This window comes from Streptomyces camponoticapitis, from assembly GCF_014646115.1.
GTDB lineage: Bacteria > Actinomycetota > Actinomycetes > Streptomycetales > Streptomycetaceae > Streptomyces > Streptomyces camponoticapitis.
Window position 1 is genome coordinate 1 of record NZ_BMMV01000043.1, and the last position, 26,760, is coordinate 26,760.

The 26,760-nt window shown below is 72.5% G+C and carries 5 protein-coding genes; all 5 read left to right on the top strand.

What is annotated here, in order from left to right; translation table 11 throughout:
- Positions 1 to 2,880: type I polyketide synthase (locus IEY79_RS36180; RefSeq protein ID WP_189111909.1), on the top strand; the 2,880-nt coding region annotated here is incomplete at its 5' end.
- Positions 2,881 to 2,923: 43 nt separating this feature from the next.
- Positions 2,924 to 13,051: a type I polyketide synthase gene (locus IEY79_RS36185; RefSeq protein WP_229701425.1), complete on the top strand. Its 10,128-nt coding sequence runs from the start codon at positions 2,924 to 2,926 to the stop codon at positions 13,049 to 13,051.
- Positions 13,052 to 13,082: 31 nt separating this feature from the next.
- On the top strand, positions 13,083 to 19,046 hold the full coding sequence (locus IEY79_RS36190; RefSeq protein WP_444544910.1) for a type I polyketide synthase: 5,964 nt from the start codon (positions 13,083 to 13,085) through the stop codon (positions 19,044 to 19,046).
- 94 nt (positions 19,047 to 19,140) lie between these two features.
- A complete protein-coding gene (locus tag IEY79_RS36195; protein WP_189111911.1) occupies positions 19,141 to 20,076 on the top strand; it encodes a proline iminopeptidase-family hydrolase in 936 nt (311 codons plus the stop codon).
- A 70-nt stretch (positions 20,077 to 20,146) separates the two neighbouring features.
- Positions 20,147 to 26,760: SDR family NAD(P)-dependent oxidoreductase (locus tag IEY79_RS36200; protein WP_444544911.1), on the top strand; the 6,614-nt coding region annotated here is incomplete at its 3' end.

Consider the following 26,760-nt stretch of genomic DNA (forward strand, 5'->3'; position numbering starts at 1 on the left):
GATGAGGTGGAGGCGGTCGCGGAGTATTTCACGGACCGTAAGCGGAGCCGTCTGACGGTGTCGCACGCGTTTCATTCGCCGTTGATGGATCCGATGCTGGACGATTTCCGGAAGGTCGCGGAGAGCGTCACGTACAGCGAGCCGGTGATTCGTCTGGTGCGGGATGTGGCGTCGGCGGACTACTGGGTGGCGCATGTGCGTGGTGCGGTGCGGTTCGCGGACGATGTGCGTGAGGTGGGGGCCGGGGGTGTGTCGCGGTTCCTGGAGATCGGGCCGGACGGTGTGCTGACGGCGATGGCGGGTCAGAGCGTGGAGGGGACGCTGGCGGCGACGCTGCGTCGGGACCGTCCCGAGGTGGAGAGTCTCTTCGCGGGTGTGGGGCGTCTGTTCGCGGCGGGTGTGCCGGTGGACTGGGACAGGGTGTTCGACGGTCGTGGTGCCCGCCGGGTGGACCTGCCGACGTATCCCTTCCAGCGCAAGCGCTACTGGGTCGTCGACCAGCCGAACACCTTCGCCGGTGCCGACGCGGTGGACCACCCCTTCCTCAGCTCGGGGATCGTTCTCCCCGACACGGGCGGCATGGTCTTCACCGGGCGTCTCTCCCTCGACACCCACCCCTGGCTCAGCGACCACGACGCCTTCGGCGCGGTGGTGGTGCCCGGCGAGGTGTTCCTGGAGCTGGCGCTCACCCTCGCCGAGCACACGGACCGCGGTCGTGTCGAAGAACTGGCCCTGGACGCGCCGCTCGTCATGGCCGGCACCGAGGACGACTTGACGCTGCGCGTCATGGTCGACGACGCCGGGTCCTTCGGCGTGTACTCGCGCCGCGACGAGCAGGCGGCCTGGGTGAAACACGCCACCGGCGTACTGACCTCCGGGGCCGACGGGGCCGACGGGGCCGACGGGGCGGGCGTGGGCTCCTGGACCCGCGACGACGCGACGTACGCCGCGCTGCTCGAAGCCGCCTCACGCGCCGCCGGACTCCACTCAGACGCCCTCCCCGCCGGTGAGCCGGTCCTCGCCCATGTGTGGCGCGGAGCCTCCGTACGCGTCGACGAGCAGGGGCTTCCTGTCCTGTCGGTGGAGTCGGTCGAGACACGCGCCATCTCCACGGACGAGGTACGCGCGCACACCGGCGGCCGCGAATCCCTCTTCCACGTCGAGTGGGTCGCCGCCCCGGCACCCGCCGCGGCGGAGGCAGCCGCGCATGTGGTCTACGAGTGCCCGCCGGTCAAGGAGTCCGCACCGGAAGGCTTCCGGGCGATCACGCATGAGGTGCTCCCCGTCCTCCAGCGGTGGCTGAACGACGAACAGGCCGCGACCTCCAAGCTCGTGGTCGTCACGCGTGGCGCGACCGACGGCAGCGACCTCGGGCACGCCTCGGTGTGGGGCCTGGTGCGCGCGGCCGAGTCGGAGCACCCGGGCCGGTTCGTCCTCGTGGACCTGGACGCCGACGCCGAACTTCCCGCTGAGGTGCTGCGCCTCGCCGAGCCCGAGATCGCCGTGCGGAACGGTGAGATCCGGGTACCCAGGCTGGCCCGCGTTCCCGCGGTCGACGGGCGTGTTCCCTCGTGGGGCTCGCACGGCACGATCCTGATCACCGGTGGTCTGAACGGTCTCGGCGCCCTCGCCGCACGGCACTTGGCCGCGCGGCACGGCGCGAAGAGCCTGCTGCTCACCAGCCGACGGGGCATGGACACGCCGGGCGCGGCCGCACTGGTCGCGGAACTGACCGGATCTGGCGCCGAGGTGGAGGTCGTCACCTGCGACGTGACCGACCGGGACGCCCTGGCCGCCCTGTTGGCCGAACGGCCCCTGACGGGCGTGGTCCACTCCGCCGGTGTGCTGGACGACGGGCTCATCGGGGCACTGACGCCCGAGCGGCTCGACACGGTCATGCGGCCGAAGGTCGACGCCGCCTGGTATCTGCACGAACTCACCCAGGACCACGACCTCTCGTCCTTCGTGATCTTCTCGTCCGTCGCCGGCACGCTCGGTGGCGCCGGACAGGCCAACTACGCGGCGGCGAACGCCTGGCTGGACGCGCTCGCCCGGCACCGGGCCGCCAAGGGCCTGCCCGCGGTGACCCTCGGCTGGGGACCCTGGATCGAGGTCGGGGGCATGGCCGACCGCCTGGACGACGCCGAACTGGCGCGTCTGCGGCGTACGGGAATGCCGCCGCTGTCGCCGGAGGAAGGGCTGGCGCTGCTGGACGCGGCGACCCTGCCCGGACGCCCGGCGATGTCACTGCCGGTCCGCTTCGACCTGGCGCTGATGCGGTCCCACGCCGAGACGGGCGCGCTGCCCGCGATGTTCGGTGGACTCGTACGCGTACAGAACCGTCGCGCGCCGGTCGGCCGGGCGTCGTGGGAGCGGCTGTCCGACATGTCCGTACCGGAGCGCGAGAAGTTCCTCCTGGAACTGGTCCGGGGCCATGTCGCCCAGGTGCTCGGACACGGTGGTGGCGACGAGGTGCCGCCGGACCGCGCCTTCAACGAACTCGGCCTCACCTCCCTGGGCGCCGTCGAACTGCGCAACGCGCTCAACACCGAGACGGGGCTGTCCCTGCCCCCGACCCTGGCCTTCGACTACCCGACCCCCCTGGCCATCGCCGAGCTCGTGCACGAGGGGCTGCGGCCGGCCGAAGCCGATCGGGCGGCCTCGCTGCTGGCCGAACTGAACCGGCTCGAAGGCGTTCTGACCGAGCTGGCGTCGGACGACGGTGAGGCCCACGCCAAGGTGACGGCCCGGCTCGAAGCCATGTCGCGGCGGGCGCGGGACGCCCGGAGCGGGGTGGCGGACGAGCCCGTCGGCGGCCTGGAGGCCGAATCCGATGACGAGTTGTTCGCGGTGCTGAACAAGGAACTGGGACTGTCCTGACGGCTCCCGCCTCTCTGCTTTGTGAACTTTCACGGATTGGTTGATGACGATGTCGAAGGACTCCAACGACGACCGGCTTCGCGAGTATCTGCGGCTTGCCACCGGCGAGTTGCAGCAGACTCGGCGCCGTCTGCGTGAGGTGGAGGACCGGGAGCGGGAGCCGATCGCGATCGTGGGAATGGCATGCCGTTTCCCCGGTGGCGCGGCCTCGCCGGAAGGCCTGTGGAACCTGGTCGCCGACGGCCTGGACACGGTGGGGGAGTTCCCCACCGACCGGGGCTGGGACCTGGACAGGCTGTACGACCCGGACGGCACGAGCGAGGACACCAGCTATGTCAACAAGGGCAGCTTCCTTGAGGGCGCCGGTGACTTCGACCCCGAGTTCTTCGGCATCAGCCCTCTTGAGGCGATCGCGATGGACCCGCAGCAGCGGCTGCTGCTGGAGACGTCCTGGGAGGCGGTGGAGCGGGCCGGTATCGACCCGCCCTCGCTGAAGGGCAGTTCCACCGGTGTGTTCGCCGGGCTCGTCTACCACGACTATCCGAGCAGCAGTGTGACCGGTGCGCTGGTCTCCGGCCGTGTCGCCTACACCATGGGTCTTGAGGGCCCCGCGGTCACGGTCGACACCGCCTGCTCGTCCTCGCTGGTCGCCCTCGACATGGCCGTCAAGGCTCTGCGCAGCGGGGAGTGCTCCCTCGCGCTGGCCGGCGGTGTGACGGTCATGTCGACCCCGGTCACCTTTGTGGAGTTCAGCCGCCAGCGCGGTCTGTCGACGGACGGCCGCTGCCGGGCGTTCGCCGCGTCGGCCGACGGCACCGGCTGGGGCGAGGGCGTCGGCATGCTCGTGGTGGAGCGGCTGTCGGACGCCCGCCGCAACGGCCACCCGATTCTCGCGGTCGTACGCGGCAGCGCCGTCAACCAGGACGGCGCCAGCAACGGCATCACCGCGCCGAACGGTCCCTCCCAGCGCCGGGTGATCCAGGCGGCCCTGGCCAACGCGGACCTGACGACGGCCGACGTCGACGTCGTGGAGGCGCACGGCACGGCCACCACCCTGGGTGACCCGATCGAGGCTCAGGCGCTCCTGGCGACCTACGGGCAGGACCGCGCCGACGACCGGCCGCTCTGGCTGGGCTCGGTGAAGTCGAACATCGGTCACACGCAGGCCGCGGCGGGTGTCGCCGGCGTCATCAAGATGGTCCAGGCGCTCCGTCACGGCACACTGCCCAAGACGCTGCACGTGGACGAGCCGACCAACCAGGTTGACTGGACGGCCGGGAACGTACGGCTGCTCACCGAGACCCAGGACTGGCCGGAGGGCGACGGCCCGCGCCGCGCCGCCGTGTCGTCGTTCGGGGCCAGTGGTACGAACGCGCATGTCGTCCTGGAGGAGGCCCCGCGCGTCGGCGGCGTACCGGCCGGGGACGCGCCGGGCGATCCCGCGCCGGAGCGGCGGCAGGACCTTGAACTGCCCGTCGTGCCCTGGCTGATCTCGGGGAAGACCGAGGCCGCCGTACGCGCCTACGCCGAGCGGCTGCGCGACGCGGTGCCGGACGCCAGACCGCTGGACGTCGGCTTGTCGCTGGCCACACAGCGCGCGGCGTACGAGTACCGGGCCGCCGTGCTGGCTCCCGACCAAGAGGGTTTCGCCCAGGGGCTCGAAGCCCTGGTGCGGGGTGAGGCACCAGTGGCGACGGCCCGGCCCGGGACCGGCGCGGTCATGGTGTTCCCCGGCCAGGGGTCCCAGTGGGTGGGCATGGCCGTCGAGCTGATGGGGTCGTCCCCCGTCTTCGCGGACCGGATGGCCGCGTGCGAGAAGGCGCTGGCGCCTTTCGTGGACTGGTCGTTGAGCGAGGCGCTCGGCGACGAGGCGCTGCTGGAGCGCGTCGACGTGGTGCAGCCCGTCCTGTGGGCGGTCATGGTGTCGCTCGCGGGTCTGTGGCGGCACTACGGCGTCGAGCCCGTCGGTGTGGTCGGTCACTCTCAGGGTGAGATCGCCGCGGCGAGCGTGGCCGGAGCGCTCTCGCTGGAGGACGGCGCCCGGGTCGTGGCGCTGCGGAGCAAGGCGCTGCTGGCACTGTCCGGCCAGGGCGGAATGGTGTCGGTCGCCCTCCCCCGGGAGGAGACCGAGCGGCTGATCTCCCGCTGGGGCACCCGCACGGGCATCGCGGTCGTCAACGGCGGTACCTCGACCGTGGTCTCGGGCGAGGTCGAGGCGCTGGACGAACTGATCGCCTCCTGCGAGGCGGACGGTGTGCGGGCCCGCCGGATCCAGGTGGACTACGCCTCGCACTCGGCGCAGGTCGAGCGCATCGAGCGGGAACTGCTCGACGTGCTGGCACCCATCGAGCCCCGCGCCGCTCAGATCCCCTTCTACTCCACCGTGACCGGCGGACTGCTGGACACCACCGGACTGGACGCCGGGTACTGGTACCGGAATCTGCGGCAGACCGTGGAGTTCGACCAGACCATCCGCAATCTGACCGAGCAGGGCGTGGGGGTGTTCATCGAGGCCAGTCCGCATCCGGTGCTGGCCCCGAGCATGGAACAGACCACGATCGGCACACTGCGCCGCAACGACGGCGGCCTCGACCGGCTGCTGACCGTGCTGGCCCAGGCCCACACCCACGGTGTGGGCGTCGACTGGGAGAAGGTGTTCGAGGGAACCGGCGCCGGACAGGCCGAGGTTCCGGCGTACGCCTTCCAGCACCGCCGTTTCTGGCTGACCGACGAGATCGCGAACGCCGACGCCGCGTCCATGGGCCTGGGCTCCCTGGGCCACCCGCTGCTGGGTGCCATGGTCATGCTCGCGGGCTCGGACGAGGTGGTGCTCACCGGACGGCTGTCGACCGGGTCACTGCCCTGGCTCACGGACCATGTCGTCGAGGGATCGATCCTCTTCCCCGGCACCGGATTCGTGGAGCTGGTGGTACGGGCCGGCGACGAGGTGGGCTGCGGCCGCGTCGAGGAGCTGACGATCGAGGCCCCGCTGGTCCTCGCCGAGCGCGGCGGCGTCGCCGTGCAGGTCGTCGTCGGAGCGGCGGACGACGCGGGCCGCCGCGAGGTCCAGGTGTACTCCCGTGACCAGGACGCGACGGACCTGCCCTGGAACAGGCATGCCACCGGTCTGCTCACCGCGAGCACCTCGGCCGGCGGAAGCGACCTGACCGAGTGGCCTCCGCCCGGGGCCGAGCCGCTGGACCTCGATGTCGACACTCTCTACGAGGAGTTGGTCGGCATGGGCCTGGCGTACGGGCCGACCTTCCGCGGTCTGCGCGCGGCCTGGCGGTCCGGCGACGAGGTGTTCGCCGACATCGCCCTGCCCGACGACGCCAAGGCGGACGCCTTCGGTCTGCACCCGGCCCTCTTCGACGCGGGCCTGCACGCCATCGGACTCTCCCCGGCCGGAACCGGTGACTCGGCCATGCTGCCGTTCGCCTGGTCGGGAGTGGAACTGCACGCCTCCGGCGCGAACGCGCTGCGCGTACGCATCACCGCCGTGCAGGATGGTGTGGCGGCCCTGGCGATCGCCGACGCGACCGGCCGTCCCGTCGCGACGGTCGACTCCCTGGTGCTGCGGCCCCTCACGGACGTCAAGACCAAGCCCCGTACGGAATCGCTGTACCACGTCGCCCTCACCCCGGTCCCCACCGGCGCGACGCAGGCCGAACCGCCCACCGGCGCCGAGGTGTTCCGCCTCCCCGGCGGACTCGACGTGCGCACGGCGGTGAACCTGACCCTGGAGGCGCTGCAGTCCGCCGAGTCCCGCCTGGTGGTCGTCACGCGCGGCGCGGTCTCCGTGAACGGCGGTGACGTCGGTGATCTGGCCGCCGCGGCTGTCTGGGGCCTGGTCCGCACCGCCCAGACCGAGGACCCCGACCGGTTCTTCCTGATCGACCTGGACGGCGACGGCGCCGAAGGCGCGGACAACCCCGTGCTCGCGGCGGCACTTTCGACCGGCGAGCCCCGTGTGGTCCTGCGCGAGGGCGTCGCCCATGCGCCCCGTCTGGCCCGCGTGGGCGCGGCGCCGGAGACCGGGGACGAGCCGGCGCCGGCGTTCGGCGACGAGGTGCTGATCACCGGTGGCGTGGGAGTCCTGGGCGCACTGATGGCCCGGCATCTCGTCACCGAGTACGGCGTGTCACGGCTGCTGCTGACCGGCCGCCGGGGCGTGGAGACGCCCGGCGCGGCCGAACTGGTCGAGGAGCTGACCGGCCTGGGGGCCCAGGTCGAGGTCGCCGCCTGCGACGTCGGCGACCGCGACGCGCTGGCGGCGCTGCTTGCCGGGCGCTCGCTCACCGGCGTCGTACACGCCGCCGGTGTCCTGGACGACGGTGTGATCGGTTCGCTGACGCCCGAGCGGGTGGACCGGGTGATGCGCCCGAAGGTGGACGCGGCCCTGTATCTGCACGAGCTGACCCGCGACATGGACCTGAGCGCCTTCGTCCTGTTCTCCTCCGCGGCCGGTGTGATCGGCTCGCCGGGGCAGGGCAACTACGCGGCGGCCAACGCCTACCTGGACGCCCTGGCCGAGCACCGCCGCGCGGCCGGCCTTCCCGCCCAGTCCCTCGCCTGGGGCGTGTGGCAGACCAGCACCGGCATGGCCGGGACGCTGACGGACACCGACAAGTCCCGCATCGAACGCGGCGGCATCCTCTCGCTGTCCCACAGCGAGGGTCTGGCGCTCTTCGACGCGGCCGCGCGGGCGGCCGAACCCGCCGCGCTCGTCCCCGTCAAGCTCGACCTGCCCTCCGTCCGCGCGAGCGGCTCCGTACCGGACCTGCTGCGCGGTCTGATACCGGTCGTCACCCGTGGCACCGCCCGCACCCGCGCCGACGCGGACGGGCTCCGTGAGCGGCTCGCCGGGCTCTCCGAGGACCAGCGCCTCGACCTGCTGCTGAATCTGGTCCGCGCGCAGGCCGCCACCACACTCGGCTACGCCGGACCGCACGCCGTCGACCCGGAGCGGGCCTTCCGCGATCTGGGCGTCGACTCGCTCGCGGCGATGGAACTGCGCAACGGGCTCGGCCAGTCGACCGGCCTGCGCCTTCCGGTCACGCTGGTCTTCGACTACCCGAACCCGACCGTCCTCGCGCGCCATCTGCTCGACGAGGTCTCGGGAACGGTGCACGAGACCCGCGTCGCCTCCGTCGCGACCCCGGTCGGCGACGACCCGATCGCGATCGTCGCCATGGCCTGCCGCTACCCCGGAGGCGTGACCTCGCCCGAGGACCTGTGGCACCTGGTCGACAGCGGCACGGACGCGATCTCAGACTTCCCCACCGACCGGGGCTGGAACCTGGAGCGGATCTACGACCCCACAGGCACCCGCCCCCGCACCAGCTACGTCGACAAGGGCGGATTCCTCTACGACGCCGCCGAGTTCGACCCCGGCTTCTTCGGGATCGCCCCGAACGAGGCCCTGGTCATGGACCCGCAGCAGCGGCTCCTGCTGGAGGCGTCCTGGGAGGCGCTGGAGCGCGCCGGGATCGACCCCACCACACTCAAGGGCAGCCCGACCGGTGTGTTCGCCGGAATGATGTACCACGACTACACCCACAACAGCAGCACCGGCGCCATCGCCTCCGGACGCGTCTCCTACACCCTGGGGCTGGAAGGCCCCGCGGTGACCGTCGACACCGCCTGCTCGTCCTCCCTGGTCGCGCTGCACCTGGCGGCCCAGGCCCTGCGGTCGGGCGAGTGCACGCTCGCCCTGGCCGGCGGCGTCACGGTGATGGCCGCGCCCGACAACTTCGTCGAGTTCAGCGAGCAGCGGGGCCTGGCCACCGACGGCCGCTGCAAGTCCTTCGCCGCCGCCGCGGACGGCGCGAGCTGGAGCGAGGGCGTCGGCATGCTCCTGGTGGAGCGCCTGTCGGACGCCCGCCGCAACGGGCACCCGGTGCTGGCCCTCGTACGCGGCACGGCGACCAACCAGGACGGCGCGAGCAACGGTCTGACCGCCCCCAACGGCCCGTCCCAGCAACGAGTGATCAAGCAGGCGCTGGCCAACGCGGGACTCGCCGGAGCCGATGTGGACACCGTCGAGGCGCACGGCACGGGAACCACCCTCGGTGACCCGATCGAGGCCCAGGCGCTGCTCGCCACCTACGGCCAGGGCCGCCCCGACGACCGGCCGCTCTGGCTGGGCTCCATCAAGTCGAACATCGGACACGCACAGGCCGCGGCCGGCGTCGCGGGCATCATCAAGATGGTCGAGGCGATGCGCCACGCCAGGCTTCCCCGGACGCTGCACGTGGACGAGCCGACACCCCAGGTGGACTGGGAGGCCGGCGACGTACAACTGCTCACCGAGTCGAGGGAGTGGCCGAACGACGGCCGCCCGCGCCGCGCCGGGGTGTCCTCCTTCGGCATCAGCGGCACCAACGCCCACGTCATCATCGAGGAGGCCGCACCGGCCGAGGAAGAGCCCGTCGAGCGGCGGGAGTTGCCCGTCGTACCCCTGGTGCTGTCCGCCCGGACACGAACGGCGCTCCAGACCCAGCTCGACCGGATCACCTCCCTCGACGCCGATGAGCTGGACGTGGCGTACTCCGCCGCGACCGGCCGCGCCGCTCTGGAACACCGCGCCGTACGCGTCGGCTCCGAGACCGTGATCGACTCCGTCACCGAGGGCAGGCTGGCGTTCCTGTTCACCGGACAGGGCAGCCAGTGGGCCGGGATGGGCCAGGAGCTGTACGACACGTTCCCCGTCTTCGCCGCGGCCTTCGACGAGGTGTGCGCCCTTCTCGACCCCGCCGTGCGCGAGGTCATGTGGAGCGACGAAGAGGCCCTGGGCCGCACCGAGTTCACCCAGCCCGCGATCTTCGCCCTCCAGGTCGCCCTCTTCCGCCTCGTGGAGTCCTGGGGCATCAGGCCGGACCTCATGACCGGCCACTCCATCGGTGAACTGGCGGCGGCGCACGTCGCCGGGGTGTTCGGACTGGAGGACGCCGCCCGCCTGATCACCGCGCGCGGACGGCTGATCCAGGAACTCCCGTCCGGCGGGGCGATGCTGGCGATCCGGGCCACCGAGGAGGAAGTCGCACCGCTTCTCGGCGAACAGGTGAGCATCGCGGCGATCAACACCCCTGACTCCGTGGTCGTTTCGGGCACCGAGGCGGCCGTCGCCGGGATCGGAGAGCACTTCGCCGACCGCAAGTCGACCCGGCTGAAGGTGTCGCACGCCTTCCACTCGCCGCTGATGGACCCGATGCTTCAGGAGTTCCGGAAGGTCGCGGAGAGCGTCACGTACCGCGAGCCCGTGATCCAGCTGACCAAGGACGTCGCGTCGGCCGACTACTGGGTACGCCATGTGCGCGAGGCGGTGCGTTTCGCCGACGACGTGCGTCACCTCCAGGACCAGGGCGTCAACCGGTTCCTGGAGATCGGACCGGACAGCGTGCTCACCGCGATGGTGCGGGGGAGCGTCGACGGCACGGCCGCGGCCACCCAGCGCCGCGACCACCCCGGCACGGAGACCCTCTTCACCGCCGTGGGCCGGCTGTTCGCCGCCGGAGTCCGGGTCGACTGGAACGCCGTCTTCGACGGGCGCGGGGCGCGCCGGGTCGAACTGCCCACCTACCCCTTCCAGCGCCAGTCTTTCTGGATCGAGTCCGGGCGCGGCGCGGACGCGTCCGACCACCCGCTGCTGGACCAGGCGGTCGCGATCGCGGGCGCGGACCGCACCGTACTGACCGGGCGTCTGTCGCTCGGCTCGCAGCCGTGGCTCGCCGAACACGCGGTCGCGGGAACCCTGCTCTTCCCCGGTACGGGCTTTGTCGAACTGGCCGTCCGCGCGGGCGACGAGGTCGGACTCGGCCGGATCGAGGATCTCAACCTCGAGGCACCCCTGGTCCTCACCGAACACACCGCCACGGCCGTACAGATCGTCGTCGGCGAGGACGACGGAGCCGGCCGCCGGCCGGTCGAGATCTACGCCCGCGGCGCGGACGAACTCCATCTGCCCTGGGCCCGGCACGCCGCCGGAACCCTGGCCCCGGCCGCCGGAGCCCCGGCCGCGGCGATGACCCAGTGGCCGCCGCCCGGCGCGGAGCCCGTCGACCCGGCGGGACTGTACGAGAGCCTGGCCGAGGCCGGAATCGAGTACGGGCCGGCGTTCCAGGGCCTGAAGGCCGCCTGGCGCGACGGCCAGGAGGTGTACGCCGAGATCGCGCTGTCCGCGGCGGCCGACCGCTTCGGGATCCACCCGGCACTGCTGGACTCGGCCCTGCACACGGTCCCGCTGCTGTCGGAGGACGACCGCGTCGTGCTGCCGTTCTCCTGGGCCGGAGTGGAACTGCACGCCTCCGGCGCCACCGCGCTCCGGGTCCGGATGACGCCCTCGGGCCAGGACCGGGTGGCCATCCACGCCGTGGACGGCGCCGGGCAGCCGGTCGTCTCCATCGACGCGCTGACCCTGCGTCCGATGGCCGCCGGTTCGCTCACCCGCGTCGACTCGCTCTTCCAGGTCGAGTGGACGCCCGTCGCCGTACGCGAGGACGCCGCCCGGGACATGAAGGTGTGGCGGACCGAGGGCGACGACGTGCTCTCCACCCTGCACCCGCTCCTCAAGGCCGTCCAGGCGGAGACCGACACCCTCGCGGTGGTCACGCGCGGCGCGGTGTCCGTGGCCGGTGAGGACGTCACCGACCTGGCCGGCGCCGCCGCGTGGGGCCTGGTGCGCAGCGCCCAGTCGGAGGAGCCGGACCGGTTCGTCCTGGTCGACGTGGCCGGTGAGGACGACAAGGCGGACATCGCCCTGGCCCTGGCGGCCGGAGAGCCCCAGGTGGCCGTCCGGGACGGGAAGGTCTACGTCCCCCGGCTGCGGGCCGCGTCGGTCGCCGAGTCCGAGCCGTCGTCGGTCTTCGGCGACGAGGTACTGATCACGGGCGCCTCCGGCGCCCTCGGCGGACTGGTCGCACGCCACCTGGTCACCGCGCACGGCGTACGCCGGCTGCTGCTGACCAGCCGCCGGGGCCTGGACGCCCCGGGGACGACCGAGCTGATGAGGGAACTCGGCGGGCTGGGGGCCGAGGTCGAGGTCGCCGCCTGCGACGTCGCCGACCGCGACGCGCTGGCCGCGCTGCTCGCCGGACGCTCCCTCACCGGCGTCGTACACGCGGCCGGTGTCCTGGACGACGGTGTGATCGCCTCGCTGACACCCGGGCGCCTGGACAGGGTCGTGGCTCCGAAGGCCCTGGCCGCCCTGAATCTGCACGAGCTGACCCGGGACATGGACCTGGGCGCGTTCGTCCTGTTCTCCTCCGCGGCCGGCGTCATCGGCACACCGGGACAGGGCAACTACGCGGCGGCCAACGCCTATCTGGACGCCCTCGCCGCGCACCGCCGCGCCAACGGGCTCGCCGCCCAGTCGCTCGCCTGGGGCCTGTGGACGACCGACTCCGGCATGGCCGGTGAACTGGCCGACGCGGACCGGCAGCGCATCGACCGCTCGGGCCTCGCGGGACTCTCGCCCGAGCAGGGTCTCGAACTCCTCGATGTGGCGGGCGCGTTGGCCACCCCGGCGCTGGTCCCCATGAGCCTGGACACCAGGTCCATGAACGCGGCCGACGTACCGCCGATCCTGCGCGGCCTGATACGCGGCACGTCACGGCGTGTCGTCTCGGCGGACCACGCGGGCGGGGCCGCCGCGCTGCGGCAGCGCCTGGCGGCGCTGCCCGCCGACGAGCGGTACGACGAAGTCCTCGACCTCGTCCGCACCCACGCGGCGGCCGTGCTGGGCCACGCGGGGCCGGAGGCCGTCGAACCCGAGCGGGCCTTCGGCGACCTGGGGTTCGACTCCCTGGGAGCCGTCGAGTTCCGCAACACCCTCAACGCCGCCGCCGGACTCCGCCTGCCCGCCACGATGATCTTCGACCACCCCACCGCCCGGGTGCTCGCCGAGCACATCGCCGCGGAACTGGCGCCCGACGGCGACGGGGCGGGCACCGACGACGAGACGGTCCGCCGCCTCCTCGGGTCGATACCGCTCAGCAAGCTGCACGACGCGGGACTCATGGACGCCCTGCTCGAACTCGCCGGCGTCGGCGCCGCCCCAGGGACGGCCCCGGCCGTGCCGGAGGAGGAGTCGATCGACGCGATGGACGCCGAAGCCCTGATCAGCATGGCGCTGCAGGACACCGATCTGGACGAAGCGACGCGGGAAGTCTGAGGACACGATGGCCGACACCGACCAGAAGCTCGTGGCGGCGCTGCGCGCGTCGCTCAAGGAGTCCGAGAGCCTGCGCACGCGCAACCGCGCCCTGCAGGCCGCCTCCCGCGAACCGATCGCGATCGTGGCGATGAGCTGCCGCTACCCCGGCGCGACCTCGCCCGAGGAGCTGTGGCGGCTGGTCGCCGACGGGACGGACGCCGTCTCGCGGTTCCCCACCGACCGCGGCTGGGACGAGGCGGGCATCTACGACCCCGAGCCCGGCAAGCCCGGCAAGACGTACTCGCGTGAAGGCGGATTCCTGTACGACGCCGCCGAGTTCGATCCCGCCTTCTTCGGGATCGCGCCGAACGAGGCGATGGTCATGGACCCGCAGCAGCGGCTGCTGCTGGAGGCGTCCTGGGAGGTGCTGGAGCGCGCGGGGATCGACCCGACGACGCTCAAGGGCAGCCCGACCGGTGTCTTCGCCGGAATGATGTACCACGACTACACGTACAACAGCAGCACGGGCGCCATCGCCTCCGGCCGGGTCGCGTACACGCTGGGCCTGGAGGGTCCGGCGGTGACGATCGACACGGCCTGCTCGTCCTCGCTGGTCGCGCTGCACTGGGCGGTCCAGGCGCTGCGGTCGGGGGAGTGCACCCTCGCCCTGGCCGGCGGTGTCACGGTGATGGCGACGCCCGAGACCTTCATCGAGTTCAGCCACCAGCGCGGGCTGGCGACCGACGGCCGCTGCAAGTCGTACGCGGCCGCCGCCGACGGCACCGGCTGGGGCGAGGGCGTCGGCATGATCCTTGTGGAGCGGCTGTCGGACGCGCGGCGCAACGGCCACCCCGTACTCGGAGTGGTGCGCGGCACGGCGATCAACCAGGACGGCGCGAGCAACGGCATGACGGCCCCCAACGGGCCGTCCCAGCAGCGTGTCATCAAGCAGGCGCTGGCCAACGCCCGGATATCCGCCGACGGCGTCGACCTGATCGAGGGCCACGGCACCGGCACGACACTCGGCGACCCGATCGAGGCCCAGGCGCTGCTCGCCACCTACGGGCAGGACCGCCCCGACGACCGGCCGCTCTGGCTGGGCTCCATCAAGTCGAACATCGGTCACACGCAGGCCGCCGCGGGTGTGGCCGGCATCATCAAGGTGGTCGAGGCGATCCGGCACGGCGTCATGCCGCCGACGCTGCACGTGGACGAGCCGACGCCCCAGGTGGACTGGGAGACGGGTGACGTCAGGCTGCTCACCGAGACACGGGAGTGGCCCGACCAGGAACACCCGCGCCGCGCGGGCGTCTCGTCCTTCGGCATCAGCGGCACCAACGCCCACGTCATCATCGAGGAGGCGCCGCCCGTCGAGGAGGAGGAGGAGGCGCCGCAGGCCCCGGCCGTCCGGGGACCGGTCCTGTGGACCCTGTCGGCCAGGACCGAACAGGCACTGGGCGCACAGGCCGAACGACTCCACTCCTACCTGCGGGAGCGGCCGGAGCTGGCGCCCGCCGATGTGGGCCTGTCCCTCGCCACCGGCCGCGCCGCCCTCGAACACCGTGCGGCGATCGTCGCCGAGGACCGCACCGCCCTCCTCGGCGGACTCACCGCGCTCGCCGGGGGAACCTCGTCGCCGTCCGTCGTCACGGGCAAGCGCCGCGAGGGCAAGGTGGCGTTCCTCTTCACCGGCCAGGGCAGCCAACGCCTCGGCATGGGAAGGGAGTTGTACGACACATTCCCGGCCTTCGCGGCCGCGTTCGACGAGGTGTGCGAGGCCACGGGCCTGCCGCTCAAGGACGTGATGTGGAGCGACGAGGCGGCGCTCCACCGTACGGAGTCCGCACAGCCAGCGATCTTCGCCCTCGAAGTCGCCCTCTTCCGACTGGTCGAGTCCTGGGGGATCAAGCCCGACTATCTGGCCGGGCACTCCATCGGTGAGCTGGCCGCGGCCCATGTCGCGGGCGTAATCGGTCTGGGGGACGCGGCGCGGCTGGTCGCCGAGCGCGGACGGCTGATGCAGGCGCTGCCGGCGGGCGGTGCGATGGTGGCCGTCGAGGCCACGGAGGAGGAAGTCGCCCCGCTGCTCACCGACGAGGTGGGGATCGCCGCCGTCAACAGCCCCACATCGGTGGTCGTCTCGGGCGCCGAGTCCGCGGTGACGGCGGTCACCGAGCACTTCACCGACCGCAGGACGAGCCGCCTGAGCGTCTCGCACGCGTTCCACTCGCCGCTGATGGAACCGATGCTGGACGACTTCCGGAAGGTCGCGGAGAGCGTCACCTACGACCGGCCGCGCATCCGGCTGGTGAAGGACATGGCGTCCGCCGAGTACTGGGTACGGCACGTACGCGACGCCGTCCGGTTCGCCGACGACGTACGCCGCCTCCAGGACGAGGGCGTGACGCGCTTCCTGGAGATCGGCCCCGACGGCGCCCTGACCTCCATGGCCCGGCAGACAGCACCCGACGCCGTCACGGCCGCCGCCCTGCGCCGCGAACGGTCCGAGGCCGGAACGCTGTTGACGGCGGTCGCGCACCTGCACACCACCGGCGCCTCTCCCGACTGGACGGCCCTCTTCGCGGGCCGCCGGGCACGCCGGGTCGATCTGCCCACCTACTCCTTCCAGCGCGGCCGCTACTGGCTCTCGGAGCCCGTGACCGGAGGCGGCAACGCGGCCTCCATGGGCCTCACCGCGCTCGACCATCCCCTGCTGAGCGCCGAGATCGCCGTGCCCGGCTCGGACACCGTCGTCTTCACCGGGCGGCTGTCCACGGACACCCACCCCTGGCTGGCGGACCACGAGGTCCTGGGCGCGACGCTGCTGCCCGGTACCGCCTTCGTCGAACTGGCCGTGCGCGCGGGAGACCAGGTCGGCCACGGAGTCCTCGACGAGTTGACGCTCCACGCGCCGCTCGCCCTGCCCGAAACAGGAGGCGTATGGCTTCGGCTGACGGTCGGTGAGCCGGCCGGCGAACCGGGGCGGCGCCCCCTCACGATCCACTCGCTCGCCGAGGACGCCGACGGGGACGCGCCCTGGGTCCTGCACGCGGAAGGGGCCCTGGCGACCGAGGACTCCGCCGTACCGGCGTCGTTCGACCTGACCCGGTGGCCGCCGGAGGAGACGGCGAGGATCACCACCGAGGGCGCGTACGAGCGGTTCCGGGAGCTCGGTTACGCGTACGGCCCGGCCTTCCAGGCGCTCAAGGCCGCCTGGCGGGTCGGCGGCGAGATCTTCGCCGAGGTGGCGCTCGCGGAGGAGGCGACCGACGCGGAACGGTTCGTGCTCCACCCGGCCCTGCTCGACTCCGCCCTGCACGCGGTGATCCTGAGCGCGGGCGAGGACGACGCCACCTCGCTGCCGTTCGCCTGGAAGGGCGTCCGGCTGCACGCCTTCGGCGCCACCGCCGCGCGCGTCCGGTTCACCCCCAACGACGACGGCGGGACGACCATCCACGTCGCCGACACGCAGGGGCGTCCCGTCGCGACCGTGGGGTCCCTGATCTCCCGGGAGGTCTCGGCCGAACAGCTCGCACCGGCGACCGCCGGGCCCGGCGACTCCCTCTTCCACCTCGCGTGGACACCTGCCGCGGCCTCCTCGGCCGCGGTCTCCGCCGCCGAGGCCGACTGGACGACGGTCGAGGACCTGACGGAGCTCACCGGCCGGGTGCCCGCGACCGTCGCCCTGATCCTCCCCGCCGGCACCGGCCGGATCGCCGAGGACGTCAGGACGGTCACCGGGAACACGCTCACGGCCCTCCAGACCTGGCTCGGGGACGAACGGTTCGCCGACAGCAGGCTCATGGTGGTGACACACGGGGGCGACGATCTCGCGCACGCCGCCGCCTGGGGCCTGGTCCGCGCCGCCCACTCCGAGGACCCCGAGCGGTTCGCGCTGCTCGACACCGACAGCGACGACCCGGAGACCATCGCCCGGGCCGTTGCGTCGGGCGAGGCGGACCTGCGCGTCCAGGACGAGGAGATCCTGGTTCCCCGGCTGGCACGCGTCCCGGCGGCGGCCGCCACCGCGGGGGCTTCCGACGGTCCGTCCGACGGGGAGTCACCCTGGAGCCGGCCCGGAACGGTGCTGATCACCGGCGGTACGGGCGGACTCGGCGCACTCGTCGCCCGCCACCTGGTCACCGAGCACGGCGTCCGGGATCTGCTGCTGACCAGCCGCCGCGGTGTCCAGGCGAACGGCGCGGCCGAATTCCGGCAGGAGCTGGCGGCCCTCGGCGCGACGGCCGAGATCGCCGCCTGCGACGTTGCCGACCGGGACGCCCTGGAGACGCTGCTGACCGGCCGCACCCTCGGCGCGGTCGTGCACACCGCCGGCGTGCTGGCCGACAGCATGATCGCCAATCTGACGCCGCACGGTCTCGAACAGGTGCTGCGGCCGAAGGTGGACGGCGCGCTGAACCTGCACGACCTCACCCGCGGCCAGGAACTCGGCGCCTTCGTCCTGTTCTCGTCGGCCGCGGGCGTGTTCGGCTCGCCCGGCCAGGGCAACTACGCGGCGGCCAACACCTTCCTCGACGCTCTCGCCCAGCGCCGCCACGACGAGGGGCTGCCCGCCCGGTCCCTCGCCTGGGGGCTGTGGGCCGACACCGGCGGCATGGCCGGCGGGCTCGGCGAGGCGGACCTCCAGCGGCTGCGCCGCCAGGGCATGCCCGCGCTGACGTCGCCCGAGGGACTTGCCCTGTTCGACGCCGCCGCCACCAGGCCGGAGCCCGCGCTCGTACCGATGAGCCTGGACCTGCGGGTGCTGCGCAGCGGCGCCGGCGGCGAGGTGCCCGCCGTACTGCGCGGCCTGGTCCCGTCCACCCGCCGCCGCGCGGCGACCGCCGACCCGGCCGCGCTGCGCCACGAACTGGCGGCGATGCCCGCCGACCAGCGCGAACGGGCCCTGAGCGACCTGGTGCTGAACCTCGCGGCCTCCGTCCTCGGACACTCCGGCCCCGAGGCGGTCGACCCCGCGCGCGACTTCCTGGAGTCCGGCTTCGACTCGCTCACCGCGATGGAACTGCGCACCGCGCTGAGCGCCGCGACCGGGGTGAAGCTGCCCACGATGGCCGTGTTCGACAGCAAGAACCCGTCCAACCTCGCCCGTCTCCTCGTGGACGAGATGGAGTCGGGTCTCACCCGCCCGGACGCGTCCGACGAGCCGTCGCCCGGCCAGGACGAGACCGTGACCGAGCTGTTCCGGGGCGCTGTGCGGGCCGGTGACTCGGCAGGAGCGCTGGCACTGGCCTCGGCGGTCGCGGCGCTGCGGCCCAAGTTCACCACGCCCGCCGAACTCGGCCGCCCCCCGAAGACCGTCCAACTCGCCGACGGGGCGCGCCGCCCCCGCCTCATCTGTCTCTCCACCCCCATGGCCGGCGGCGGCGTGCACCAGCACGCCCGACTCGGCTCCGAATTCCGGGACGTCCGGCCCGTGTCCGCGCTGGCCCTGCCCGGATTCCAGCGGGGCGAGCCGCTGCCCCAGTCCGTCGAGGTGCTGTCACAGGTCCTCGGCGAGGCCGTACTCGCGGCGGCGGACGGCGATCCGTACGTCCTGCTCGGCTACTCCTCCGGCGGCATCATCGGCCACGTCCTCGCGCGCCACCTGGAGGAGACGGTCGGCGTCCCGCCCGCCGGGCTCGTCCTCATCGACACCTTCCGTGTCGAGGACACCGCCATGAACGTCGGCTTCGGCCATCTCATGGGCGAGCTGCTCACCGTCGAGACGACGGTCGGCAGTTTCGACACGGCCCGGCTGTCCGCGATGCCCTACTACTTCCAGGTGCTGGCGGGCTTCGACCCCGTACGGCTCGCCGCGCCCACCCTCTTCGTCCAGGCGTCCGAACCGTTCGTGCAGCCCCCGGAGGGCGTCGACGTGGCCGAGATGCGGGCCCAGCCCTGGGATACCGAGCACACCCTGCGCACCGTCGAAGGCAACCACTTCTCTCTCGGACAGGAGCACGCCCCGGCGACCGCCCGAGCCATCGAGGAGTGGCTGGAGACGCTCGACTGAGCCGTGGCCGACGTCAGAACCCCCGGAAGAAGTGCACGCCGCGTGCGGGGACGCGGCACCTGCCGAGTACGTCCCGAAATTAGGTGGTTGAGAAATGGCGTCCACGCCCACGGCCAAGGGAACTGTTCCCTTCCGGGAGTTCAAGACCTGGTACCGCGTCACCGGAGAGACCGGAGCGGGCCGCCCCGCCCTCGTCGTCGTGCACGGAGGCCCCGGCTCCACCCACGACTACCTGAACGGTCTGTCCGTCTACGCCGAACACGGCTGGACGGTGGTCCACTACGACCAGCTCGGCAACGGCGGCTCGACCCATCTGCCGGACGCCGACCCCGGTTTCTGGACCCCGCAGCTGTTCCGGGACGAGCTGGAGAATCTGCTGACCCGGCTCGGCATCGCCGACGACTACGTCCTGTTCGGACAGTCGTGGGGCGGGATGCTGGCCGCCTGGCACGCCTCGGCCCGCCCCGCCGGGCTGCGCGGCCTGGTCATCGCCAACTCACCGGCCTCCTACCCGCTGTGGCTCTCCGAGATGGACGTACTGCGCTCCCAGCTGCCACCGGGCGTCGACGACACACTGCGCAAGCACGAGGCCGCCGGCACCACCGACAGCGACGAGTACATCGAGGCGATGCTGGTCTTCTACGCCCGGCACGTCTGCCGCGTCCAGCCGTGGCCCGGTGAGCTCATGGCCTCGTACATGGAGGCCGTCAGCGACCCGACGGTCTACCGCACGATGAACGGTCCCAACGAGTTCCATGTCATCGGCAGCCTGCGCGACTGGTCGGTCATCGACCATCTGCCCAGCATCGACGTGCCCACCCTCGTCCTGTCGGGCCGTTACGACGAGGCCACCCCGGTCACGGTGCGCCCCTTCGAGGAACTGATACCGGACGCCCGCTGGGAGATCTTCGAAGACTCCAGCCACGCCCCGCACTTCGAGGAGCCGGAACGGTTCTACGAGGTGCTCGGCTCATTTCTTGACACGGTCGGCGCACGCGACGCGCAGACCACAACGGTGAGCGGAGGCTGAGACGTAGATGGACGCCCAGGTCGAGGAGATCGTCGAGGCGCTGCGCGGCTCGCTCGTCGAGAACGAGCGGCTGCGACAGGACAACGAGAGCCTGCGCGCCGCCGCGAGCGTGGCCACCGAGCCCATCGCGATCATCGGCATGGCCTGCCGGTTCCCCGGCGGCGTCGGTTCCCCGGAGGAGCTGTGGGAGCTGGTCGACGAGGGCCGTGACGCCATCGGACCGTTCCCCGGCGACCGTGGCTGGGACATGAGCGCGCTGTACGACCCCGAGCCCGGAAAGCCCGGCAAGACGTACGCGCGCGAGGGCGGATTCCTGCACGACGCGGCCCAGTTCGACCCCGAGTTCTTCGGGATCAGCCCGCGTGAGGCCCTCACCATGGACCCCCAGCAGCGGCTTCTGCTGGAGATCACCTGGGAGTCGATGGAACGGGCCGGGCTAGACCCGGCGTCCCTGCGTGGCAGCCGCACCGGTGTCTTCGCCGGCGCGATGTACCACGACTACGGCATCACCAGCAGCGACGGCAGCCTGGTCTCCGGTCGCGTCGCCTACACCCTCGGCCTGGAGGGCCCGGCGGTCACCGTCGACACGGCCTGCTCGTCCTCGCTCGTCGCGCTCCAGTGGGCCTCGCAGGCACTGCGCTCGGGGGAGTGCACCCTGGCACTGGCCGGTGGCGTCAGCGTCATGGCCACACCCGAGACATTCATCGAGTTCAGCGAGCAGCGCGGGCTCTCCGCCGACGGCCGCTGCCGCTCCTTCGCCGCCGAGGCCGACGGCACCGGCTGGGCCGAGGGCGCGGGCGTCCTGCTCCTGGAGACGCTGTCCGACGCGCGCCGCAACGGGCACCCCGTACTGGCCGTCGTGCGCGGCACGGCCGTCAACCAGGACGGCGCGTCCAACGGCTTCAGCGCGCCCAACGGGCCCTCCCAGCGCCGTGTCATCCAGCAGGCGCTCACCGCCGCCGGACTGACCCCCGCCGACGTCGACGTCATGGAGGGCCACGGCACCGGCACCTCCCTCGGCGACCCCATCGAGGCACAGGCGCTTCTCGCCACGTACGGACAGAACCGCGAAGAGCCGCTGTGGCTCGGATCGATCAAGTCGAACATCGGCCACACCCAGGCCGCCGCCGGAGTCGCCGGTGTCATCAAGATGGTCGAGGCCATCCGTCGCGGCACACTGCCGAAGACACTGCACGCCGACGAGGCGTCGCCGCAGGTGGACTGGGAAGCCGGCAACGTCCGCCTCCTCACCGAGTCCCGGGCCTGGCCCGACGCCGACCGGCCGCGCCGCGCCGCGGTGTCCTCGTTCGGCGTCAGCGGCACCAACGCCCACGTGATCATCGAGCAGGCGGAGGCCGACCCCGAGTCCCGGTCCGAGCCCGCCGCACCGCGGCCGTCCTCGGACGTGCCCGTGCCGCTGGCGCTGTCGGCCGGCACGGAGACCGCCCTGCGGGCCCAGGCCCGGCAGTTGGCCGATCACCTGCGGAACACACCCGGCCTCGACCCCGTCGACATGGGCTTCTCCCTCGCCACCGCGCGCGCCGCGCTGAGCCGCCGCGCCGTCGTGGTCGGCCGCGACCGCGAGGAAATCCTCGGCGCGCTGACCGCGTTGGCCGACGGCGCCCCCGTCGGAGGCGCCGCGCGGACGACCGGACTGACCGCTTTCCTCTTCACCGGGCAGGGCAGCCAGCGGCTCGGCATGGGCCGCGACCTGCACGCCGCGTTCCCCGTGTTCGCCCGCGCCTTCGACGAGGTGTGCGCCCTCCTCGACCCCGCCGTGCGCGAGGTGATGTGGAACGACGAAGAGACCCTGGGCCGAACCGAGTTCACCCAGCCCGCGATCTTCGCGCTCGAAGTGGCGCTGTTCCGGCTCTTCGAATCATGGGGTGTACGGCCCGACTTCGTCGCCGGTCACTCGATCGGCGAGCTCGCCGCCGCCCATGTGGCCGGGGTGTTCTCCCTTGCCGACGCCGCCACGCTCATCACCGCCAGGGCGCGGCTGATGGGGGCGCTGCCGACGGGCGGTGCGATGGTGGCGGTCGAGGCCACCGAGGACGAGGTCGCCCCTCTGCTCCTGGACGGTGTCGGTATCGCCGCCGTCAACGGCCCCACGTCCGTGGTGCTTTCGGGCACCACGGAAGCCGTGGACGCCGTCGTCGGGAAGCTCGGCGCGCGCAGGACGAACCGCCTCACCGTCTCGCACGCCTTCCACTCGCCGCTGATGGACCCGATGCTGGACGACTTCCGCCGTGTCGCCGAGGGCGTCACGTACGCGGAGCCCGCCGTCCCCGTCATGGCGAGCGGCGATGTCACCACCGCCGCGTACTGGGTCGGCCATGTCCGGGACACCGTCCGCTTCGCCGACGCGGTGACCCGGCTGGAAGCCGAAGGCGTCACCCGGTACGTCGAACTCGGGCCCGACGGCATCCTCACCGCAATGGCCCGCCAGAGCCTCACGACCAGCGCCGAGACCGCCGTGCTCGTCCCGGCCCTGCGCCGCAAGGAATCCGGAACCGCCGCCGTCCTCACGGCGCTCGGCGCACTGCAGGCGGCGGGCCTGAAGGTCGACTGGACGAGCGTGTTCGATGGCCGCGGCGCCCGCCGCGTCGACCTGCCCACCTACCCCTTCCAGCGCGCCCGTTACTGGTTCGACAAGCGCGGTCTGGGCGGCGACGTCACGTCCGCCGGCCTCGACCGGCCCGACCACCCGCTGCTCGGCGCGATGGTGCACCTGCCCGGCTCCGACGGCGTGGTGTTCACCGGACGGCTGTCCACCGGGGCCCACCCCTGGCTCTCCGACCACACCGTGATGGGCTCCGTCCTGCTGCCCGGCACCGCGTACGTGGAACTCGCCGTACGCGCCGGGGACCAGGTGGGCTGGAACCGGGTCGAGGAACTCAACGTCGCGGCGCCCCTGTTCCTGCCCGAGCACGGCGGCGTCCACATCCAGGTCGCCGTCGACGCGCCCGACGCTTCCGGGCTCCGCCCGGTGAGCGTGTTCTCGCGCGCCGACGACGCCCCGCTCGACCGCGAATGGGTCCTGCACGCCGAGGGGTTCCTGGCGCCCGACGCGGGCGAACCCTCCACCGACCTCGTGGCATGGCCGCCGCGGGACGCCGAGCCCCTCGCCGTCGAAGGGCTCTACGAGCGGCTGGAATACGGCCCCACGTTCCACGGCCTGCGCGCCGCCTGGCGGCGCGGCGACGAGCTGTTCGCCGAGACGGCCCTGCCCGAGGGTGTCGACGCCGGAGGCTTCGGCCTCCACCCCGCCCTGCTCGACTCGGCGTTGCACGTCCTCGACCTGGCGGGCGAGGACGCGACGGTACTGCCGTTCTCCTGGTCCGACGTCACCCTGCACGCCGAGGGCGCCCTCGCCGCACGGGTCCGCCTCGCCGTCCGGGCCGACAAGTCGGTCTCCCTGGAACTGGCCGACGCCATGGGACGGCCCGTCGCATCGGTCGGGTCGCTGACACTGCGCCCCGTCACCGCGGACGGCCTCTCGCCGGCTGCGGCCCGCGTCGCGAACGCCCTCTTCCGGGTGGACTGGGTCCCGGCCGGCGAAGCCCGGCCCGGGTCCGACGACACCGTGGTGAGCGTCCACCACTGCCCGCCGACGACCGGCGACACCCTGGCCGCCGTACGAGCGGTGACCACCGGCGTACTGGAGGCTGTCCAGGCGGCCGTCGAGGGCGACACCTCCCTCGTCGTCGTCACCAACGGCGCCCTCGACGGCTCCGACCTCGGCCACGCCGCCGTATGGGGACTCGTACGCGCCGCCGAGGGAGAGCACCCCGGCCACTTCTTCCTCGTCGACACCGACGCCCCGGTCGAGCCCCGGCGGGTCGTCGCGGCCGGCGAGCCCGAACTGCGCGTCCACGGCGACGAGTCGCTGGTGCCGCGACTGGCGGGCGTACCGTTCGAGCCGGCCGACGCCGTCTGGGACACCGCACGCACCGTCCTGATCACGGGCGGGACCGGTGCTCTCGGGGCCGCCGTCGCCCGCCATCTGGTCACCCGCCACGAGGTCCGCCGGCTGCTGCTGACCAGCCGCCGGGGCATCGACGCTCCCGGAGCCTCCGAACTAGCCCAGGAACTCGTCGAGTTGGGCGCCGAAGTCGAGGTCGTCGCGTGCGACTCCGGCGACCGCGACGCCCTGGCCGCACTGCTCGACGGCCGGACCATCGGTGGCGTCGTACACGCCGCGGGCGTCCTGGACGACGGCGTGATCCTCTCCCAGACACCCGAACGCGTCGACCGAGTGCTGCGCCCGAAGGCCGACGCGGCATGGCATCTCCACGAGCTCACCCGCGACATGGGGCTGACCGCCTTCGTGCTCTTCTCGTCCGTCGCGGGCGTCCTCGGCGCCCCCGGACAGGGCAACTACGCGGCGGCCAGCACCCTCCTCGACGGCCTCGCGCGGCACCGGCACGCCCACGGACTCCCCGCGCTGTCACTGGCCTGGGGTCCCTGGGCCGGAGAAGGCATGGCGGGCGGGCTCGCCCCGGCCGGCATGCGGTCCCTGGCTCCGGAGGAGGGCCTCGCCCTGCTCGACGCCGCCACCGGTGCGGCCGAGCCCGTACTGGTACCGGTCCGGTTCGACCTGGCCGCCTTCGACACACCGCCGCCCATCATGCGCGGCCTCGTCCGAGGGCGGTCGCGCCGCGTCCTCGACACCGACGCGTCGGCGACCGCCGTACTGCGGCAGCGCCTCGCCGGACTCGGCGAGGCGGAACGCGCCGCCGAACTCCTCGGCCTCGTCCGCGCCCAGGCCGCCATGGTCCTCCGGCACGCCGGCGCCGAGTCCGTCGATCCCGACCGGGCCTTCCGCGACCTGGGATTCGACTCGCTCACCGCGATCGAACTCCGGAACCTGCTCGGCGGAGCCACCGGACTCCGTCTGCCCGCCACTCTCGTCTTCGACTACCCCACCCCCGGCGTGCTGGCCGGACACCTCCTGGAGGAGCTGTCCGGAGCGGTGGAGAAGGCTCCGGCCGCGACCGTCGCGAGCGCGTCGGACGACGAGCCGATCGCCATCGTCTCGATGGCGTGCCGCTACCCAGGTGGCGTCGACTCGCCCGAGGGACTGTGGCGGCTCGTCGACGAAGGCGTCGACGCGATATCGGAGTTCCCCGCCGACCGTGGCTGGGGCGTGGAGGACATCTACGACCCCGAGCCCGGCATCCCGGGCAAGACATACGTACGCGACGGCGGATTCCTGCACGACGCGGGCGACTTCGACCCGGACTTCTTCGGCATCAGCCCGCGTGAAGCGCTCGACATGGACCCGCAGCAGCGGCTGCTGCTTGAGACGTCGTGGGAGGCGCTGGAGCGGGCGGGCATCGCTCCCACCACGCTGAAGGGCAGCGCGACCGGTGTGTACGCCGGGGTGATGTACCACGACTATCCCGGTGGTACCGGCGGCGGAAGCATCGTCTCCGGCCGGGTGTCCTACACCCTCGGCCTCGAAGGCCCCGCGGTGAGCGTGGACACGGCGTGCTCGTCGTCGCTGGTCGCCCTGCACTGGGCGGCGCAGGCGCTGCGTTCGGGCGAGTGCTCACTCGCACTCGTCGGTGGCGTGACCGTCATGGGAACACCGCAGTCGTTCATCGATTTCAGTGAGCAGCGCGGTCTGGCCGCCGACGGGCGCTGCAAGTCCTTCTCGTCCTCCACCGACGGCACGGGCTGGGGCGAGGGCGCGGGCGTCCTCGTGGTCGAGCGTCTCTCCGACGCGCGTCGTCTGGGGCATCCGGTGCTCGCGGTGGTGCGGGGGAGTGCGCTGAACCAGGACGGTGCCAGCAACGGTCTGACCGCCCCCAACGGCCCCTCCCAACAGCGTGTGATCAAGCAGGCGTTGGCGAACGCGGGTCTGTCGGCGGCGGATGTGGACGCGGTCGAGGCCCACGGCACGGGCACCACCTTGGGCGACCCGATCGAGGCCCAGGCCCTGCTCTCCACCTATGGCCAAGGCCGCCCCGACGGGAAGCCGTTGTGGCTGGGGTCGATCAAGTCCAACATCGGTCACACGCAGGCGGCGGCGGGTGTCGCGGGCATCATCAAGATGGTCCAGGCGATGCGTCACGGCAAGCTTCCCCAGACGCTGCACATCGACGAGCCGACACGGCAGGTCGACTGGGAGGCCGGTGACGTACGGCTGCTGACCGAGGCACGCGAGTGGCCCAGCGAGGGCCGTCCGCGCCGCGCCGCCGTGTCGTCCTTCGGCATCAGCGGAACGAACGCCCACGTCATTGTCGAAGAAGTCGCACCGGTCGAGGAAGAGCCGGTCGAGCGGCGGGAGTTGCCGGTCGCGCCGGTGGTCGTCACGGCGAAGAGCCCGGCGGCCCTGGAGACGCAGATCGCGCGCTACGGCGCGCTGGTGGAGGAGGGGAACGCGCTCGACGTGGCGTTCTCCGCCGCGACCGGCCGGGCCGCACTCGAACACCGCGCGGTGCTCGTCGGGTCCGAGACGGTCACGGGTGAGACCTCTGTGGGCAAGGTGGCGTTTCTGTTCACGGGGCAGGGGAGTCAGCGTCTGGGGATGGGGCGTGAGTTGTATGGGTCGTTCCCGGTGTTTGCCTCGGCGTTCGATGAGGTGTGTGGGGTTCTTGATCCTGCGGTGCGTGAGGTGATGTGGGGTGATGAGGAGGCGTTGAGTCGTACGGAGTTCACTCAGCCGGCGATTTTCGC